The 15,777-nt window shown below is 70.1% G+C and carries 16 protein-coding genes; 8 read left to right on the top strand and 8 right to left on the bottom strand.

Going from position 1 to position 15,777, the window contains the following annotated elements:
• Window positions 1–40: 40 nt before the first annotated feature.
• Window positions 41–1,300 (bottom strand): DUF222 domain-containing protein, encoded by a 1,260-nt coding sequence (locus ACFW0G_RS41205; protein ID WP_378330976.1) that lies wholly within the window; start codon window positions 1,298–1,300, stop codon window positions 41–43.
• A 286-nt stretch (window positions 1,301–1,586) separates the two neighbouring features.
• On the opposite strand from ACFW0G_RS41205, the gene ACFW0G_RS41210 reads away from it, so the two are divergent.
• Window positions 1,587–2,255, top strand: a complete 669-nt coding sequence (locus tag ACFW0G_RS41210) for a class I SAM-dependent methyltransferase (protein WP_378330977.1) — start codon at window positions 1,587–1,589, stop codon at window positions 2,253–2,255.
• 50 nt (window positions 2,256–2,305) lie between these two features.
• On the opposite strand, the gene ACFW0G_RS41215 is transcribed toward ACFW0G_RS41210, so the two are convergent.
• From ACFW0G_RS41215 to ccrA, 5 genes are all read right to left on the bottom strand, one after another.
• Complete coding sequence (locus ACFW0G_RS41215; protein ID WP_378330978.1) at window positions 2,306–3,703, bottom strand: FAD-binding oxidoreductase; 1,398 nt, start codon at window positions 3,701–3,703, stop codon at window positions 2,306–2,308.
• Window positions 3,704–3,867: 164 nt separating this feature from the next.
• Window positions 3,868–5,028 carry an adenylate/guanylate cyclase domain-containing protein gene (locus ACFW0G_RS41220; protein ID WP_378330979.1) on the bottom strand — a complete coding sequence of 387 codons (1,161 nt, stop codon included), beginning with the start codon at window positions 5,026–5,028 and terminating at the stop codon, window positions 3,868–3,870.
• Window positions 5,025–5,474 (bottom strand): universal stress protein, encoded by a 450-nt coding sequence (locus ACFW0G_RS41225; RefSeq protein WP_378330980.1) that lies wholly within the window; start codon window positions 5,472–5,474, stop codon window positions 5,025–5,027. Before ACFW0G_RS41225 ends, ACFW0G_RS41220 begins: the two co-directional genes overlap by 4 nt.
• Before the next feature lie 102 nt (window positions 5,475–5,576).
• Window positions 5,577–6,761 (bottom strand): chromosome segregation protein, encoded by a 1,185-nt coding sequence (locus tag ACFW0G_RS41230; RefSeq protein ID WP_378330981.1) that lies wholly within the window; start codon window positions 6,759–6,761, stop codon window positions 5,577–5,579.
• Between the two features lie 170 nt (window positions 6,762–6,931).
• Window positions 6,932–8,272, bottom strand: coding sequence for a crotonyl-CoA carboxylase/reductase (gene ccrA / locus ACFW0G_RS41235; RefSeq protein WP_378330982.1), 1,341 nt, complete (start codon window positions 8,270–8,272; stop codon window positions 6,932–6,934).
• A 202-nt stretch (window positions 8,273–8,474) separates the two neighbouring features.
• On the opposite strand from ccrA, the gene ACFW0G_RS41240 reads away from it, so the two are divergent.
• On the top strand, window positions 8,475–8,843 hold the full coding sequence (locus ACFW0G_RS41240; protein ID WP_378330983.1) for an SPW repeat protein: 369 nt from the start codon (window positions 8,475–8,477) through the stop codon (window positions 8,841–8,843).
• Window positions 8,844–8,862: 19 nt separating this feature from the next.
• On the top strand, window positions 8,863–9,438 hold the full coding sequence (locus ACFW0G_RS41245) for a TetR/AcrR family transcriptional regulator (RefSeq protein WP_378330984.1): 576 nt from the start codon (window positions 8,863–8,865) through the stop codon (window positions 9,436–9,438).
• Here ACFW0G_RS41245 and mce read toward each other — a convergent pair.
• Window positions 9,435–9,887, bottom strand: a complete 453-nt coding sequence (gene mce / locus ACFW0G_RS41250) for a methylmalonyl-CoA epimerase (protein WP_378330985.1) — start codon at window positions 9,885–9,887, stop codon at window positions 9,435–9,437. The genes ACFW0G_RS41245 and mce overlap by 4 nt on opposite strands.
• A 139-nt stretch (window positions 9,888–10,026) precedes the next feature.
• Here mce and ACFW0G_RS41255 point away from each other — a divergent pair, with 139 nt between their 5' ends.
• The 3 genes from ACFW0G_RS41255 to ACFW0G_RS41265 all read left to right on the top strand — a co-directional run bounded on the left by ACFW0G_RS41255 (window position 10,027) and on the right by ACFW0G_RS41265 (window position 13,009).
• Window positions 10,027–11,214 carry an acetyl-CoA C-acetyltransferase gene (locus ACFW0G_RS41255; RefSeq protein WP_378330986.1) on the top strand — a complete coding sequence of 396 codons (1,188 nt, stop codon included), beginning with the start codon at window positions 10,027–10,029 and terminating at the stop codon, window positions 11,212–11,214.
• Entirely contained in the window at window positions 11,214–12,191 is a 978-nt protein-coding gene (gene meaB, locus ACFW0G_RS41260; RefSeq protein ID WP_378330987.1) for a methylmalonyl Co-A mutase-associated GTPase MeaB, read from the top strand. Before ACFW0G_RS41255 ends, meaB begins: the two co-directional genes overlap by 1 nt.
• Before the next feature lie 125 nt (window positions 12,192–12,316).
• On the top strand, window positions 12,317–13,009 hold the full coding sequence (locus ACFW0G_RS41265; RefSeq protein WP_378330993.1) for a peptidylprolyl isomerase: 693 nt from the start codon (window positions 12,317–12,319) through the stop codon (window positions 13,007–13,009).
• A 15-nt stretch (window positions 13,010–13,024) separates the two neighbouring features.
• Here the strand turns inward: ACFW0G_RS41265 and ACFW0G_RS41270 are convergent, their stop codons facing one another.
• Window positions 13,025–14,407: a PLP-dependent aminotransferase family protein gene (locus ACFW0G_RS41270; RefSeq protein WP_378330988.1), complete on the bottom strand. Its 1,383-nt coding sequence runs from the start codon at window positions 14,405–14,407 to the stop codon at window positions 13,025–13,027.
• 45 nt (window positions 14,408–14,452) lie between these two features.
• Here ACFW0G_RS41270 and ACFW0G_RS41275 point away from each other — a divergent pair, with 45 nt between their 5' ends.
• Window positions 14,453–14,917, top strand: coding sequence for a carboxymuconolactone decarboxylase family protein (locus ACFW0G_RS41275; protein WP_378330989.1), 465 nt, complete (start codon window positions 14,453–14,455; stop codon window positions 14,915–14,917).
• A complete protein-coding gene (locus ACFW0G_RS41280; RefSeq protein WP_378330990.1) occupies window positions 14,914–15,657 on the top strand; it encodes an isocitrate lyase/phosphoenolpyruvate mutase family protein in 744 nt (247 codons plus the stop codon). Before ACFW0G_RS41275 ends, ACFW0G_RS41280 begins: the two co-directional genes overlap by 4 nt.
• Window positions 15,658–15,777: the final 120 nt, after the last annotated feature.

A 15,777-nucleotide genomic window follows, 5' to 3' on the forward strand; every position in this document is an offset into this window, starting at 1 on the left:
GGTCGATGTCGGCGCAAGCCGGAGAAAACTTAGAAGTGGCCTAGGTTCGTAGGTGGATGGTGTTGCGTCGGGGTGTGCGGGTGGCGTCAAGCCAGGCGGGCGGTATGAATTCCGGGAGTCCGTCGGTGGTGATGCGGACTTCCCATTCGGAATGGTGGATGAGCTTGTGGTGGACGGAACATACGAGCACGAGATTGTCCACTTTGGTCTCACCATGGTGTGCCCAATACACCACATGATGCGCCGTACAACGGTAAGCGGGCGCATCGCAGCCCGGGAAGGCGCAGCCTCCGTCGCGTCGGATGAGTGCGCGTCGGATGGCGGGGGTGGCCAGCCGTTGCGCCCGGCCCACGTCGAGGGGTTCGCTGTGCGAGCCCAGCACCATCGGAATGATCTTGGCGTCACAGGCCAGCCGCCGCGCCTCGGCAGCGGTGATCTCCCCGAGCAGATCGAGAGTGGCCTGACCGATCCCGGACCGCAGCTCTTCCAAGCTGACTGTCACGACAATGTGCGTGGCTTCCCCGGCCTGCGTCGGCAGATCGGGATGTTCGGCCCACATCCGCACCAGTTCCGAGAACGCGCACCCGCGCCGCTCCCACTGGGTTCGGGTGTCGCGGCCCTCTTCCTCATTGGCCGGGCGAGGCTTCGCGAGCGGATCCAGCATCGCTTGTAAGCGCGCGGAAGTCTCATCGTCGACGCGTGCCTTGATCTGGTGCCCGCCATCACGGTGCGGGGCGATGGAGAACTCGGGCTGGAAGGGTTTCGGTTCCCGGGTTTTGGGCTCTTTCCCGTCGGGGTCGAGCTGGGCGAGCAGTCGTCGTCCGGCGGCGCGGATTTCTCGGGGTCCGGCGGCGCGGGCCAGCTCGGCGAGAATTTTCTCCGCTTGCTCCCGATCCTCCAACGACACGGTCTGGGGAAGCTTGTCCAGCACCCGCAGGATCTCGTCGATCTGCGCGGCCCCGACCGCGCCCTCGGCAGCGGCCTGCGCGGTCGCGGGCGCAGTAGGCGGCTGCTCGCCGGAAGTCAGGTCGCGGGTGCCGTTGAGCGCCAGTGCCCGCGCCGCCCGTGCTTTCGCCTCGGCGTAGGGAATGTTCAACGTCTCCTGCAACAACCGCACGAGACTCCCGTATCCGGTGGTGTCGCGTATGCCGCGGCGTTCGAGTTCGGCCATGACCTCGCCCTGGACAGCGGCTTCGCGGCGCTGCACACACTCGGACTCCAGGAGCCTGTCCAGCAGGCAGCCGACATCCTCGCGCCACCACTCGGTGCGCGTCGCGGAGGTGTTGCTGTCGACTGACATACCTCCACGATACGTTGCCCGATCGAACATGCGTGCTATCGATCGGGTGAACCTGAAGCACGCACTTTTCCTTGCTGTACAAGGAATGTGGTGAAAATTCGATGCGGGACTCCTCATTGGGAGGAGTTTGGGGGCAGGCGATATGAGGTTGCCTTACCGCCTGACGTATCGAATCCGATGCTGCGCAAGGCAGGACTTCTCGGAGCCCATGCGGCGGTGGCAAGGGAGGTTCAGCCCAGGGCGGAATCGGTGGCGGTACAGGTCGAAACCGTGCTCCGCTGGAATGATGCGAGCGGCCTACGACGAGATCGCGGACTGGTACGAAGAGGAATTCCTGAGGGCCGGGCGAGGAAAGGGAGACGATCCGCTCGGCATCGACGCCGCGCTGCGTGACCTCCTCGGGCGGGGCGGCGGACTTTGCCTGGAGATCGGCTGCGGTACCGGCGTCCACGCGGCCAGCGTGCGTGACCTCGGGAGGACTCCCGTGGGGATCGACCTTTCCGGCAGGATGCTGCGTCATGCGCGAAACAGGCTGCCCGTCGCCAAGGCCGACGCCGAACGGCTACCCCTGAAGGACAACAGCGTGCCCGCGGTCATCGCGATGATGGTCCACACCGACATGCCCGGCTATCCCGCGGTGCTGCGCGAGGTGGCCAGGGTGCTGCGGCCGGGCGGGGTGTTCGTGCACGTGGGTGTCCATCCCTGTTTCTGTGGTGGGTTCGCCGATCGCGGCGACCTGGACGCCGTGGTCCTTCGTCCCGGATACCTTGACGGCCATTGGACCAAGGAGTCGTGGACGGATCGGGGAATCCGGGACAAGGTCGGCGCCACGCATCGTCCGCTGCCCGAGCTGCTGCACGCGTTCCTCGCCGCCGGGCTGACGCTCGAACGGTTCGCCGAGGGCGGTACTCCGACCCCGGCGGTGCTGGCGATGAAGGCGTGCAAGGGACGTTAGCGCGGACTGGACGTGGCCTCCCATCTACTCCTTTGTGGACAGACGGGACGTCACTGAGCCGGGCGGATGTTCGCGTTGCGGTGGAACACGTTCTCAGGGTCGTACTCGGCCTTGATCCGGGACAACCGCTCGTACTTCTCCGCACCGTAGGACGCCCGCACCCGGTCGTGGTCCTGTTCGTTCATGAAGTTCACATAGCCCGCGGAGTTGCTCGCGTGTGGCGCCAGCGCCGCCCAGAACGTCCGGGCCCACTCCCGTTCGGCGGCGTGCACGGCGGGATCGGTCGCGAGACCGGCCATGTTGACCACGTAGCCTCCGCGCCTGCTGCCGCCGAACGCGGTCGCCTCCTCCGGAACCGTGGTGTAGGCGCCCTGCATCGGGAGGATCGGCATGATCGACATCGGCGAGGTCCGGCGCGGCAGGTGTTCGGTGATCACGGCGATGACGTCCTCGGAGAGATCGTCCACATAGGCGCCCTTTTCGTAGGCCAGGATCCCCCACGGCGCGGCGCCGTCGATGAGCTTCTGGAGTTCGACGTACGGCATCTCCGTGACCATCTCGAACAACGGCGTCAGGCCTTCCCGGACGTTGTCGGCGATCGACGCGTGCGCGTCCTCGCCGCCGAAGCCGGCGACGATCAGCGCGTAACCCGGCGCGAAGTGGTACTCGTCCGGGACGAACGGCGCCGGGGGCGCGTTGAGACCGGCGATCAGCGCGCCCGAGTCCTCGCCGAGGCCGGAGACGATCCGCCGCGCGAGGCGGAGCGCGGGGACGCCGTCGGCGGCGCCCCAGAAGAACAGCCCGACCCGCACCAGCGGGCCGACCGGATGCGCGCGGAACTCGAATTCGGTCACCACGCCGAAGTTCCCGCCGCCGCCCCGCAGCGCCCAGAACAGATCCGGATGCTCGTCGGCGGCGGCCCGCAGGATCCGGCCGTCCGCGGTCACCACCTGTGCCGAGCTCAGGTTGTCGCAGGACAGTCCGAACGCCCCGGTGAGCCAGCCCATGCCGCCGCCGAGGGTGAGGCCGCTGATGCCGGTGTGGCTCACCGTGCCGCCGGGGACGGCGAGGCCGTGCTGCTGGGTGGCCGCGTCCAGATCGGCCCAGGTGAGCCCGGCGCCACAGCGCACGACCCGGGTGTCCGGATCGACCGTGACCGATTTCAGCGGCGTCAGGTCGACCACGAGTCCGCGGTCGCACACCGCCATGCCGCCGAAGTTGTGCCCGCCGCCGCGCACCGCGACCTCGAGTCCCTGTTCGCGGGCGTACGCGAGCGCGGCGACGACGTCCTCCGGCCCCGCGCAGCGGGCGATCACCGCGGGGCGCCGGTCGATCTCCCCGTTCCAGACCGAGCGGGCCTGGTCGTAGTCCGGATCCCCCTCGGTGAGCACCGTTCCTCGCAGGGCACCGCGCAGGGCGTCCAGGTTTCGCTCGGCGATCGAAGTCATGACGGGTACTCCGCTCTCTCGGCGATCACCCGGCGACCGGCTGTCACCGAACTCCGGTGGCGGGCGTAGTCACCTACGTCGTCTGTCACCGGTGGGCGTTACGTTTCGCGGGCCCGGAGTTTTTCACGCCGCGGAGGGCGATTTTCAGCCTGGATAACGGAGAATCACGGGAGTCTCGGCAGCCGCCGTCGCCTGCCGCGTTTTCGTTGCTCCGCCGGGACTTCCGCGTCCTCCGAAGGCACGTCGTCCTGGGGTTCCTCCGCCGCCTCGTTCGGATCGGTGAGGCCGAGCATTTCGGCCGCGAGTTCCTGCGAGCTCGCGAACATCCCGGTGGGTTCCGTCTTCGCCCGCCGCAACGCCGAGGGGCGCAGCCGGTTGTAGCCCCGGACCGAGACCGGGCGCCGGGTGCGCACGTCGTACGCGGGCTCGTCCTCCAGTTCCGAGGCGAGCTGCTTGTCGATGAGGATCGTTCCCGGCCGGGCCACCGAGGTCAGCCGGGCCGCGAGGTTGACGACCGAGCCGTACACGTCGCCGTAGCGGCTCAGGATCCGGCCCGACGCCATGCCCGCGCGGACCCCGGGCAGATCGTCCGACTGCTCGGCCCGTTCGGTCAGCGCCAGCGCGATCTCGGCGGCGTCGGCCGCGGAGTCGGCGACGAAGAGCACCTCGTCGCCGATCATCTTCACGACGCGCCCGTGCTGTTCCGCGATGACCTCCGTGGTCAGCGACTCGAACGCGTCGAGCACGCGGCCCAGCTCGTCCTCGTCGATCTGCCGGGTCAGCCGCGTGTAGCCCACCATGTCGACGAACCCGACGACCTCGGTGCGTTCCTCCAGGTCCTCGTCCGTGGCCATCGCACGGCCCGCGTAGGCCGCGAGATGGCGGCGCCAGACGTAGTTCTGCACCTGTTCCAGCTCGGGCAGCAGCCGGTCGACCAGCCGCGCGATCTGCCGCTCGCTCCCGGCCATCTCCGGCTGTTCGGTGATCAGCGTCCACAGCATGTGCACCTGCCACTCGGCCAGCCGCGACAGATGCTGGCCGAGCGCGCGGGTCACCGCCACCTCGACGCTCTGGTCGATCAGCCCGGACTGGACGAGCTGGTCCGCCGTGCGGACGGCGTCGATGTCGGCGTCGGTGAAGACGACCTCGTCGTCGCCGACCGAGGCGAAGCCCAGCGCACGCCACAGCCGCAGTGAACGTTCCGGTGGCACACCGGCCTTCTCGGCGACCTCGGCCCGGGCGTACTTGCGTTTCCCGCCGAGGAGGATCCGCTCGAGCCGTTGCTGGAGCTCGGCCCCCGCGACGGGATCGCCGGATTCGGTCACGTGGTGTGGACGATCAGGACGTCCACCCCGGACTTGCGGGCCACCTCCGAGGGCACCGAGCCGAGGATGCGCCCGGCGAGGGTGTTGAGCCCGCGGTTCCCGACGACCAGCAGGTCGGCCGAGCGCTCCGACACGATCTTGCGCAGCGCCTCGACCGGCTCGCCCTTGACCGCGACGGTGTCGATGTCCTTCGCGCCCGCCTTCGCCGCGCGGTCCCTGGCCGACTGCAGCGTGTCCTCGGCCGGGGCCGAGCCGACGACCTGGTACGCCTCGTCGCCGAGGACGTCCTGCGCCTTCTCGACGTCCTGCTTGCTGGCCGGGAAGTAGGCGCACGTGATGACCAGCTTCGCGCCCGAGTCGCCGGCGACCGAAGCCGCCCTGTCGACCGCCGCGAACGACGAGTCCGAGCCGTCCGTCCCTACCACCACGGTCCGATATGCAGCCATGCGCCAACCTCCACCGAAGCTCGCCTCTTCCCGCGTGAGCAGCGACGACGCCCGGTCCAGTGGACCCGCGCGGGCCGTCGGCCGCTCTTGTCGGGAGGTAGGTTACTCGCCAGTCGGTTTCTGCGCTCCGGATGGCCGGGGTGAAGGCTGCGGCTTGGGCACGTTCGCGGTGCTGAGCTGGACCGTCTTCTCCGAATCGCCGCTCTGCGACGCCTTCACGGTCGGCTTGGCGGCCTTCGGCTGCGCCTTGACGGACGTGCCGGCGGCGGGCGCCATGAGCTCGGCGGGGATCTCCGGTTCGTCGCCGAGGACCGTGCTCGCCTCGGCCAGCACGGTGCGGGCCGCGCGAACCTGCTCGGCCAGCCCGGCGCGGACCGTCCGCAGCGATTCGACGCGCTCGTTGGCCTGGGAGATCCGCCGGTTCGACTCCTCGGTGGCGACGCGGACGCGTCGGCGTGCCTCGTCGGCTGCCTCGGCGAGCCGGGCGTTGGCCTCGGTGATCGAGTCCTGCTTGCGCTTGTTGGCGTCGGCCACCGACTCGCGCTGGCGGCGTTCGATGTCCGCCTTCGCGGCGGTCTCCTCTTCGAGCACCTTCGCGCGGATCGCGGCCGCGTCCTCGGTCGCCTCGCGGACGCGGCGTGCGGCCTCGGCCTTGCTCGCCGCCTCCTGCTCGGCCAGCGCGCGCATGGCCTCGGTGCGGCGCGTGGCCATCGCGATCTCGAAGTCCTCTTCGACCTGCGTGCGCCGCGCCTCGGACTCGGCGTCGAGCCGGTCGCGCTCGGCCTTGGCCTTGTCGGTGATGTCCTTCGCCTCGGCCCGCGCGTCCTCGAGGACCTTGCGGTGCTCGGCTTCCATCTCCTTGCGCCGCAGGTCGAGCTCGGTGAGCAGCTGTTCGTAGCGGGCACGCATGGCGCTCGCGTCGGTCTCGGCCTTGGCGCGGATGTGCCCGGCCTCGGCCTCGGCCCGCGCCTTGGTGTCGGCGGACTCGTCCTGCGCCAGCCGCAGCATCCGCTGCAGGCGCTCGGAAAGGCCCTCCACGCTCGTCGGCGGCTGTGCCAGCCGGTCGACCTGGCCGCGGAGGTCCGCGATCTCGCCGCGGGCGATCTCCAGCTGCCTGGCCAGATCGCCCGCCTGTGCGATGGCGGCGTCCCGATCCGCGGTGAGCATCTTCAGGTCGCCGTCCAGCCGCTCCAGGTGCTCGTCGACCTGTGCCCGGCTGTACCCGCGCTTCGCCACGTCGAAGCCGGCTCCCAGCGGCACCAGCTCCCGTTCCTCGCCAAGGCTCATCCTTCTACCGTAGTCGCAAGTGAGTCACGGACGGGTGAGCACCCGGTCCGCGCCGGGTGTCCTGCGGTGAGCGCACGCCCTGGTGCGACGCGTGGCGGCGTTCGAGGCGTGACAAAGCTCATCACGATGTCACGGCATGGCCCGGTGGGCGGCACGCCGGCGGCGGACGGCTACGCGCCGCGGAAGGCGTTGATGCCGTCCAGGTGCTTGGCGCGGAGTTCGGGATCCCGGACGCCGAGGCCCTCTTCGGGCGCCAGTGCGAGGACGCCGACCTTGCCCTGGTGCGCGTTGCGGTGCACGTCCAGCGCGGCCTGCCCGGTCTCTTCGAGCCGGTAGGTCTTGGACAGCGTCGGGTGGATGAGTCCCTTCGAGATCAGCCGGTTCGCCTCCCACGACTCGCGGTAGTTCGCGAAGTGGGAGCCGATGATCCGCTTGAGGTTCATCCACAGGTACCGGTTGTCGTACTGGTGCAGGTACCCCGACGTCGAGGCGCAGGTGACGATGGTGCCGCCCTTGCGCGCGGCGTAGACCGAGGCGCCGAAGGTCTCGCGGCCCGGGTGCTCGAACACGATGTCCGGGTCCTCGCCACCGGTCAGCTCGCGGATCTTCGCGCCGAAGCGCTGCCATTCCTTCGGGTCCTGCTCGTGCTCGTTCTTCCAGAACCGGTAGCCCTCGGCGCTGCGGTCGATGATCAGCTCGGCACCGAGCTTGCGGCAGATCGCGGCCTTCTCCGGGCTGGAGACCACGCACACCGGGATCGCGCCGCCGTTGAGCGCGTACTGCGTCGCGTACGAGCCGAGCCCGCCCGAGGCGCCCCAGATCAGCACGACGTCGCCCTGCTTCATGTCCGCGCCGTTGCGCGAGACGAGCTGCCGGTACGCGGTCGAGTTCACCAGCCCGGGGGAGGCGGCTTCCTCCCACGTCAGGTGCGCGGGCTTCGGCATCAGCTGGTTGGCCTTGACGAGCGCGATCTCGGCGAGACCGCCGAAGTTGGTCTCGAAGCCCCAGATCCGCTGCTCGGTGTCGAGCATCGTGTCGTTGTGCCCGTCCGGGCCTTCCAGTTCGACGTTGAGGCAGTGCGCGACGACCTCGTCGCCCGGCTTCCAGTTGTGCACGCCGGCGCCGGTGCGCAGCACGACGCCGGACAGGTCGGAGCCGACGACGTGGTACGGCAGGTCGTGGCGCTTGGCCAGCGGCGAGAGCTTGCCGTAGCGCTGCAGGAACTTGAACGTCGGGATCGGCTCGAAGATCGAGGTCCAGACGGTGTTGTAGTTGATCGCGCTGGCGAACACCGCGACCAGCGCCTCGCCGGGGCCGAGTTCGGGGACCGGGACCTCGTCGACGTGCAGCGACTTGCGCGGGTCCTTCTCCTTGCTGGGCAGTCCCTCGAACATGCCGACCTCGTCCGCGTGGACGGTCACCCCCCGATAGCTCTCGGGCATCGGCAGCGAACCCACCGCGGTGGTGTCGCCGGTGAGGATGGCCTGCTGGATTTCGCCGAGCTCAGTCATCGAACCTCCACGGGGCGGCGTTGGGCGCATCAAATTACTCGTCAGTAACTCGTGGGGGCAACTGTACGAGAGTAAGCGCACAGGCGCCCGGCGACCTCCGGCACAGCCTGCTCAGACGTCTTGACCGGCTGGCCAACCAAGAGGAATATCGGAGGTGCGGAACCACCGGAAAAACAGGAGTTCTCCACTGGAGGTGAGCACGATGAACGAAGTGTCGACGCGCCCTTGGACCCGCCCTCATGACTGGGCGGAGGTGGTCATCGGGGTCGTCGCCGCGCTTTCACCCCTTTGGCTGAGCACGAGCACCGGCGCGATGTGGACGATGATCGTTCTCGGTGCCCTGATCGCTCTCGACGGCCTCGCGTCGCTTGCCATGCCTGGCATGGTTTACGGCGAAGGCATCCAGATCGTGCTGGGCGTGTTGATGTTCCTCGCGCCCTGGGTGATCGGGTACACCGAGTTCAACGGGGCGTCCTGGACCTCGTGGGTCGCCGGTGTGCTGGTCGTGATCGCGGGCGCGGTCGCGATGCCGGTCGCACAGGCGGCGCACCGGATGGCCGGGTCACACTGAGCACTACGAAGGAGTAGTCATGAAGGACGACTCGGCGAAGGAGCGCATCCTGCGCGCGGCGGAAGCCCTCTTCGCCGAGTCGGGCTTCGACGCCACCCCGACCTCCCGCATCGCGGAGCGTGCCGGGGTGCCGAAGGGGCTCGTGCACTACTACTTCAAGCGCAAGGCCGACCTGCTCACCGCACTGGTCGCACGGCTGCCCGAGGAACGCATCGAGCCCGCCAACGTCGTCATCCCCGGGGACGTGGCGGGCAGCCTCGGCAGGCTGGTGCGGGAGCTGGACCGCCGGTTCACCGGCTCACGCGTGCTCTCGCACCTGTTGTGGCGCGAGGCCGACACCCACCACGCCGTGCGCGACGCGCTGCTGGAGCGGTTCCAGATTTTGGTGCGCCAGGTGCGCGCGGTGATCGTCACCGCCACCGGGGGCAGCCTGCCGATCGCCGACGTCGACAGCGCGTCCGGCCTGCTCGCCAGGGCCGTCACCCACCGCCACGCCACCGCGCGGCACGCCGACGTGCTGCCGTCCGATATGGACGCCGAGCTGAAGTTCATCGCGAACGCGCTGACTTCGCGCAACGGCGGCGCCCCGGCCTAGTGCGCGGAATCGGCGGCGGGCTCGACGAGTTCGACGAGCACGCCACCGGCGTCCTTCGGGTGCACGAAGTTGACGCGGCTGTTCGACGTCCCGCGCTTCGCCTCGGGGTAGAGCAGCCGTAGTCCCTGTGCCCGTAGCGCTTCGGCGGCAGCGTCCACATCGGACACCCGGTAGGCGAGCTGCTGCAGCCCCGGCCCGCTCTTGGCGAGGAACTTCCCGATCGCCGAGTCCTCCCGCAGCGGCGCCAGCAACTGGATCTGCGTTTCGGTGCCCGCGGTGCCGGGCGCGCGCAGCATCGCCTCGCGGACACCCTGCTCCTCGTTCACCTCCTCGTGCGCGACCTCCAGGCCGAAGTGCTCGGCGTGGAAGGCGATCGCGGCGTCGAGATCCGGCACCGCGATCCCCACGTGGTCGATGGCGGTGACAAAAGGCTTCAGGGCGTCAGTCATGCACAAGAGGATAGGGCTGGTAGGAGGGTGACAACGTTCGCGAACAGGCGTGCCCCGGCTCACACTGGCTGCATCAAGAAGCCGAACCCACGGGTATGGTCTTTTCGACCGCCCTCGCGCCGAAGCTTGGAGGACTGCCGTGTCCGGTTCCGTGATCCTGGGCGCCGCCCGTACGCCCATCGGGCGATTGCTCGGTTCCTTGAAGGACTTCTCGGGCGCGCAGCTGGGCGGGGTCGCGATCAAGGCCGCGCTGGAGCGCGCCGGTGTCGCCCCCGAAGCCGTGCAGTACACGATCATGGGCCAGGTGCTCACCGCGGGCGCGGGCCAGATCCCCGCGCGGCAGGCCGCCGTGGCCGCGGGCATCCCGATGGACGTGCCCGCGCTGACCGTCAACAAGGTGTGCCTGTCCGGCCTCGACGCGATCGCGCTGGCCGACCAGCTCATCCGGGCCGGGGAGTTCGACATCGTGGTCGCGGGTGGCCAGGAGTCGATGACCCAGGCGCCGCACCTGCTGGCGAAGTCCCGCTCCGGCTTCAAGTACGGCGACACCACGCTCGTCGACCACATGGCCCACGACGGCCTGTTCTGCGCCTTCGACCAGGTCGCCATGGGCGCCTCGACGGAGAAGTACAACAGCCGTTACGGCATCACCCGCGAGGCGCAGGACGCGTTCTCCGCGCGTTCGCACCAGCGCGCCGCCGCAGCGGCCGAGGCGGGCTACTTCGCCGACGAGATCGCGCCGGTGTCGATCCCGCAGCGTAAGGGCGACCCGATCCTGTTCTCCACCGACGAGGGTGTCCGAGCCGACACCACCGCCGAGGGCCTCGCCAAGCTGCGCCCGGCGTTCGCCTCCGACGGCACCATCACCGCGGGTTCGGCTTCGCAGATCTCCGACGGTGCCGCCGCCGTGGTCGTGGCGAGCAAGGCCAAGGCCGAGGAGCTGGGCCTGACTCCGCTGGCCGAGATCGGCGCGCACGGCGTCGTCGCCGGTCCGGACGCGAGCCTGCACGAGCAGCCGTCGAACGCGATCCTCGCCGCGCTGGCCAAGGAAAAACTGGCCGCCGACGCGCTCGACCTGATCGAGATCAACGAGGCCTTCGCCGCGGTCGGCCTGGTCTCCACCGAGAAGCTGGGTGTCGACGCGGACAAGGTCAACGTCAACGGCGGCGCGATCGCACTCGGGCACCCGATCGGTGCCTCGGGCGCGCGGCTGGCCGTGCACCTGATCCACGAGCTGGCACGCCGCGGCGGCGGGCTCGGCGCGGCCGCGCTGTGCGGTGGCGGCGGTCAGGGTGACGCGTTGCTGCTGCGGGTGCCGAAGGCCTAGTGGCTCTCGCTTTCGATCTCGACGAGCTGGTCGGCCGGGCCCGTGACGGGCAGCATCGCGCCGTCGCCCGGCTGATCTCGCTCGTCGCAGACACTGACACTGCCGCTAACCCGCGGGTCGCGGACGTCGCGCGGGCTTTGACGCCGTTCACCGGGAACGCGCGGATCGTCGGGCTCACCGGCCCGCCCGGTGTCGGCAAGTCGACATCGACGTCCGCGCTGCTCACGGCGTTGCGGGCGGCGGGAAAGCGCGTCGGCGTACTGGCGATCGACCCGTCATCGCCGTTCTCCGGCGGCGCTTTGCTCGGCGACCGGATCCGGATGACCGAGCACGCCACCGACCCCGGGGTGTTCATCCGCTCGATGGCCACCCGCGGGCATCTCGGCGGGCTGTCCTGGGCGACGCCGCAGGCGGTCCGGGTACTGGACGCGGCGGGGTTCGACGTCGTGCTGATCGAGACCGTCGGGGTTGGACAGTCCGAAGTGGACGTCGTGAAGCTCGCCGACACGACGGTGGTGCTGCTGGCGCCCGGGATGGGCGACGGGATCCAGGCGGCCAAGGCGGGCGTGCTGGAGATCGCGGACGTGTTCGTGGTCAACAAGGCCGACCGCGAGGGCGCCGACGCGACCGTGCACGATCTGAAGCAGATGATTTCCTTGGCACGCCGGGAAGTCCGCGGCCCGAGCTGGCGGCAGCCGATCGTGCCGACGGTGGCCTCGACCGGTCAGGGCGTCGACGACGTCGTCCACGCGCTGGACGCGCACCACGAATGGCTGGTGACGCACGGGGAGTTGCCGAGGCGCCGGGCGGCGCGGGCCAGGGAGGAGGTCGAGGCCATCGCGGTGCGGCGGCTGCGTGCCGAACTCGCCGATCTGCGCCACGGAGACCGGCTGGCCGGTCTCGCCGATCGCGTGGTCGCCCGCGAGCTGGACCCCTTCGCGGCGGCGGACGAGTTGGTCGAGGAGTTGCGGCGCTGACCCGACTTCCGGCGCTGTCCGTCGTGTTGTGACCCGCCCTATACTGCGTCCCTTCTTCTGTGACTGGGAGGCAGAGCGTGCAGAGGCTCACCAAGATCGTCGTGACAGTGCTGGGTTCCGGGCTGATGCTCGCGCTGGGCGCCCCGGTGGCGTCCGCGGCGGCGCCCCCGAAGGTCACGCATGGCCCGTGCCAGTACACCGAGACGCCGGACGATCCGGCCGTGCGCCCGGTCCCGCTGCCACCCGACCCCCGGCACACGCCGACCTGGGGGAAGCCTCGCGTCCGGCTCTCGACCAATCAGGGCACGATCGGGCTGACGCTGGACCGTGCGAAGGCACCGTGCACCGTGCAGAGCTTCCTGCACCTGACCACGCACCGGTTCTACGACCAGACGACGTGCCACCGGCTCACCGCGTACCCGACGTTGAAGGTGCTGCAGTGCGGTGACCCGAGCGGCACCGGCGAGGGCGGGCCGGGCTACAAGTACAAGGACGAACTGCCGACCGATCTGCCGCCCGCGCCCAGCGATCCGACCGGCGCGCGCAAGGTCTACGCGCGAGGCGTCCTCGCGATGGCCAACGCCGGACCGGCCACCAACGGCAGCCAGTTCTTCGTCGTCTACGGCGATTCCGCGCTGCGGCCGAACTACACGATCTTCGGCACGGTCGACGCTTCGGGGTTGGCCACGCTGGACAAGGTGGCCGCGGGCGGCATACAGCCGGACCCGAAGGCGCCTCCTGGCGGCCCGGCGCCCGTCGACGGGAAACCCGTGCTCACCACCGACATCCACCGCGCCCGCGTCACCTGCTGGTTCTGAGCCTCACCTTCAAGCTCAGGGCGTAACTTCCCACAGCGCTTCGACGAGCGCCTGCGTCGCGCCGCTGAACGCGTGCTTCGCCGCTGCGCCGTACCCGACGATCAACCCGCCAGGACGTCCGGGATCCATCCAGTAGCTCCCCAGCCCTTCGACGCCGATGGCGCGACGGCGGCAGGAGGCGAGGACCTCCATCTCGGTCGGGCCGTCCTCGGGCAGCATCAGCACCAGATGCAGCCCGGCCGAAATCCCGCGCGGGGTAACGGTTTCCGGCAGCGCGGCGAGCAGTTTGTCGCGCCGGGTCCGGTATTCGGTGCGGCGACGGCGGACCTGCCGGTCGTAACCGCCGGAGTCGATCAGCTCCGCCAGCGCCAGCTGGTGCAGGACCGGCGGCCGCGTGCCGCTGTCGAGCATGGCCGCGCGCACGGGTTCGACGAGCGAACGCGGCAGCACGAGCCAGGCCAGCCGCAACGCCGGGGCGAGTGTCTTGCTCGCGGTGCCCGCGTATACCACGCGTTCCGGCGAGAGTGCTTGCAACGCCCCGACCTGCTGGTTGTCGAAGCGGAATTCGCCGTCGTAGTCGTCTTCGAGGATGAACGCGCCGGATTCGCTCGCCCAGCGCGTCAACGCCGCCCGTCGGTGCGGCGCGAGCGTGACGCCCATCGGGTACTGGTGGGCCGCGGTCACCACCACGGCCGGACTGTCCACAGCGGACACGTCGATCCCGTGCTCGTCGACCTCCACCCCGACGACGCGGGGGCCGTTGGCCGCGGCGATGTCCCGGAAGAGGTACAGCGACGGGTTCTCGAACGCCATCTCGTCCGCGCCGCGTTGGTGCAGCACCTTCGCCAGCACCGCGAGCGCGTGCGAGTAGCCGTTGCACACCGCGATCCGTGCCGGATCGGCGAGCACGCCCCGGCTGCGCGCGAGGTAGCCGGCCAGGGTTTCGCGCAGCCGCGGCGCGCCGAGTTCGTTCGAGTACCCCAGCTCCGCCGCGGGCATTTCGTGCAACGCCCGCCGCGTCGCGGCCAGCCACTCCGCGCGGGGGAACGTCGTCAGATCGGGCCTGCCGGGCCGGAGATCCCAGCGTGGCGCGGGATCCCACGGCGCGGGCCGGGGAGCGGACTGCGGCAGCGCGCCCGCGGTCGCGACCCGCGTCGGCGCGCCCTGTGCCGTGCGCAGGTAGCCCTCGGCGGCGAGGTCGGCGTAGACGCGGGTGACGGTGCCGCGCGCGACGCCGAGGTCCTGCGCGAGCGCGCGTGTCGACGGGACCGCCGCGCCCGGCTGCCACCGGCCCTCGCGGATCGCCGTGCGGATCGCCCCGGCCAGCCCGGTGCGGCCCGTCTCGCGGCGCCATCCGAGGTGGACGTCTATTCCCGAACTGGACCACGAAACTGCCATGAGACTGGACCATACTCGTGGGCCAGTTGGGGCTAGCGTGAAGGCATGAGCAAGCGAATCGCACTGACGAAACAAGCCCCCGAGCTGTACCAGGCCATGTCGAACCTGCAGCAGGAGGTGGAGAAGGCGGCGGCCAACGCGGGGCTGGACCAGAAGCTCCTCGAACTGGTCAAGATGCGGGCCTCCCAGATCAACGGCTGCGCGTTCTGCCTCGACATGCACAGCAACGACGCCGTCCAGCTCGGCGAGTCGCCGCGGCGGCTGTTCGTGCTCGAAGGCTGGCGCGAAACCGATCTCTTCACCGAGCAGGAGCGCGCGGCGCTGGCGCTGACCGAGGCGATGACGACGATCTCGCAGACCAAGGAGGTCCCCGACGACGTCTACGCGGAGGCGACCCGGGTGTTCACCGAGGAGCAGTACCGCGTGGTGGCGTGGGAGATCATCGCGATCAACAGCTGGAACCGGGCCCAGGTCACCAGCCACGCGCCGCTGCCGAAGCGGGCCGCGTGACCGCGCGGACGCTGCGGGAGCTGCACGTTCCCGGTACGCCGCTGGTGCTCCCGAACGCCTGGGACGTGGACACCGCCAGGCTTGTCGAACAGGCCGGTTTCCCTGTGGTGGCAACGAGTTCCGTCGCGGTCGCGGCGGCACTCGGCTACCCGGACGGCGAGGCGGCCCCGGCGGAGGAGATGTTCGCCGCGGCCGCCAGGATCGCCCGCGCGGTGTCGGTTCCGGTCACCGTGGACGCTGAATCCGGGTACGGCCTTGCCGCGCCGGAACTGGCCGAGCGGCTGCTGGCCACCGGCGCGGTCGGCCTCAACTTCGAGGACACCGACCACTCGGCCGGGTCGCCGCGCCCGCTCGACGTCCAGGCCAAGCGTGTCGCGGACCTGCGCGCGGCGGCGGGGGACGCGCTGGTGATCAACGCGCGGGTCGACGTCTTCCTCGGCGCCGAGGACGAGAGCGCGGTGCTGGACGACGCGATCGCGCGGGGCAAGGCGTACCTGGCGGCCGGGGCGGACTGCGTCTACCCGATCCTGGTGCGCTCGCCCGATGTGCTGGGTGAGTTCGTCCGCGCGGTCACGCCCGGCGCGGTCAACGCGGCGGCCGTACCCGGTGGCCCGGATCTCGCCGCGCTCGCGAAACTGGGGGTAGCGCGGATTTCCCTGGGCGCCGGACTCTGGAAGCACACCCAGGCCCACATCCGGTCCGTCCTCACCGCCCTCTCCGCCGGAACGCTCCCTTACTGACCCGGGGAAGAAATGCCGTTAAGGCCACCTTACAGGCGTCAGACGCCCGTAAGGTGGCCTTAACGGCATGCTGGGACTTGGCCGGGGGCTGCGAGGAGGCGGGGTGGCGCGGCACCCCCT

Origin of the sequence: Amycolatopsis sp. NPDC058986 (assembly GCF_042741125.1) — a bacterium.
Taxonomy (GTDB): domain Bacteria; phylum Actinomycetota; class Actinomycetes; order Mycobacteriales; family Pseudonocardiaceae; genus Amycolatopsis.

Bases quoted from the DNA above. Each gene is read 5' to 3' on its own strand.
- ACFW0G_RS41225 (WP_378330980.1), bottom strand. From the start codon at position 5,474: ATGGCTGCATATCGGACCGTGGTGGTAGGGACGGACGGCTCGGACTCG.
- ACFW0G_RS41215 (WP_378330978.1), bottom strand. From the start codon at position 3,703: ATGACTTCGATCGCCGAGCGAAACCTGGACGCCCTGCGCGGTGCCCTG.
- ACFW0G_RS41270 (WP_378330988.1), bottom strand. From the start codon at position 14,407: ATGGCAGTTTCGTGGTCCAGTTCGGGAATAGACGTCCACCTCGGATGG.
- ACFW0G_RS41240 (WP_378330983.1), top strand. From the start codon at position 8,475: ATGAACGAAGTGTCGACGCGCCCTTGGACCCGCCCTCATGACTGGGCG.
- ACFW0G_RS41275 (WP_378330989.1), top strand. From the start codon at position 14,453: ATGAGCAAGCGAATCGCACTGACGAAACAAGCCCCCGAGCTGTACCAG.
- ACFW0G_RS41265 (WP_378330993.1), top strand. From the start codon at position 12,317: ATGCTCGCGCTGGGCGCCCCGGTGGCGTCCGCGGCGGCGCCCCCGAAG.
- ACFW0G_RS41205 (WP_378330976.1), bottom strand. From the start codon at position 1,300: ATGTCAGTCGACAGCAACACCTCCGCGACGCGCACCGAGTGGTGGCGC.
- ccrA (WP_378330982.1), bottom strand. From the start codon at position 8,272: ATGACTGAGCTCGGCGAAATCCAGCAGGCCATCCTCACCGGCGACACC.
- ACFW0G_RS41245 (WP_378330984.1), top strand. From the start codon at position 8,863: ATGAAGGACGACTCGGCGAAGGAGCGCATCCTGCGCGCGGCGGAAGCC.
- mce (WP_378330985.1), bottom strand. From the start codon at position 9,887: ATGACTGACGCCCTGAAGCCTTTTGTCACCGCCATCGACCACGTGGGG.
- ACFW0G_RS41230 (WP_378330981.1), bottom strand. From the start codon at position 6,761: ATGAGCCTTGGCGAGGAACGGGAGCTGGTGCCGCTGGGAGCCGGCTTC.
- ACFW0G_RS41210 (WP_378330977.1), top strand. From the start codon at position 1,587: ATGCGAGCGGCCTACGACGAGATCGCGGACTGGTACGAAGAGGAATTC.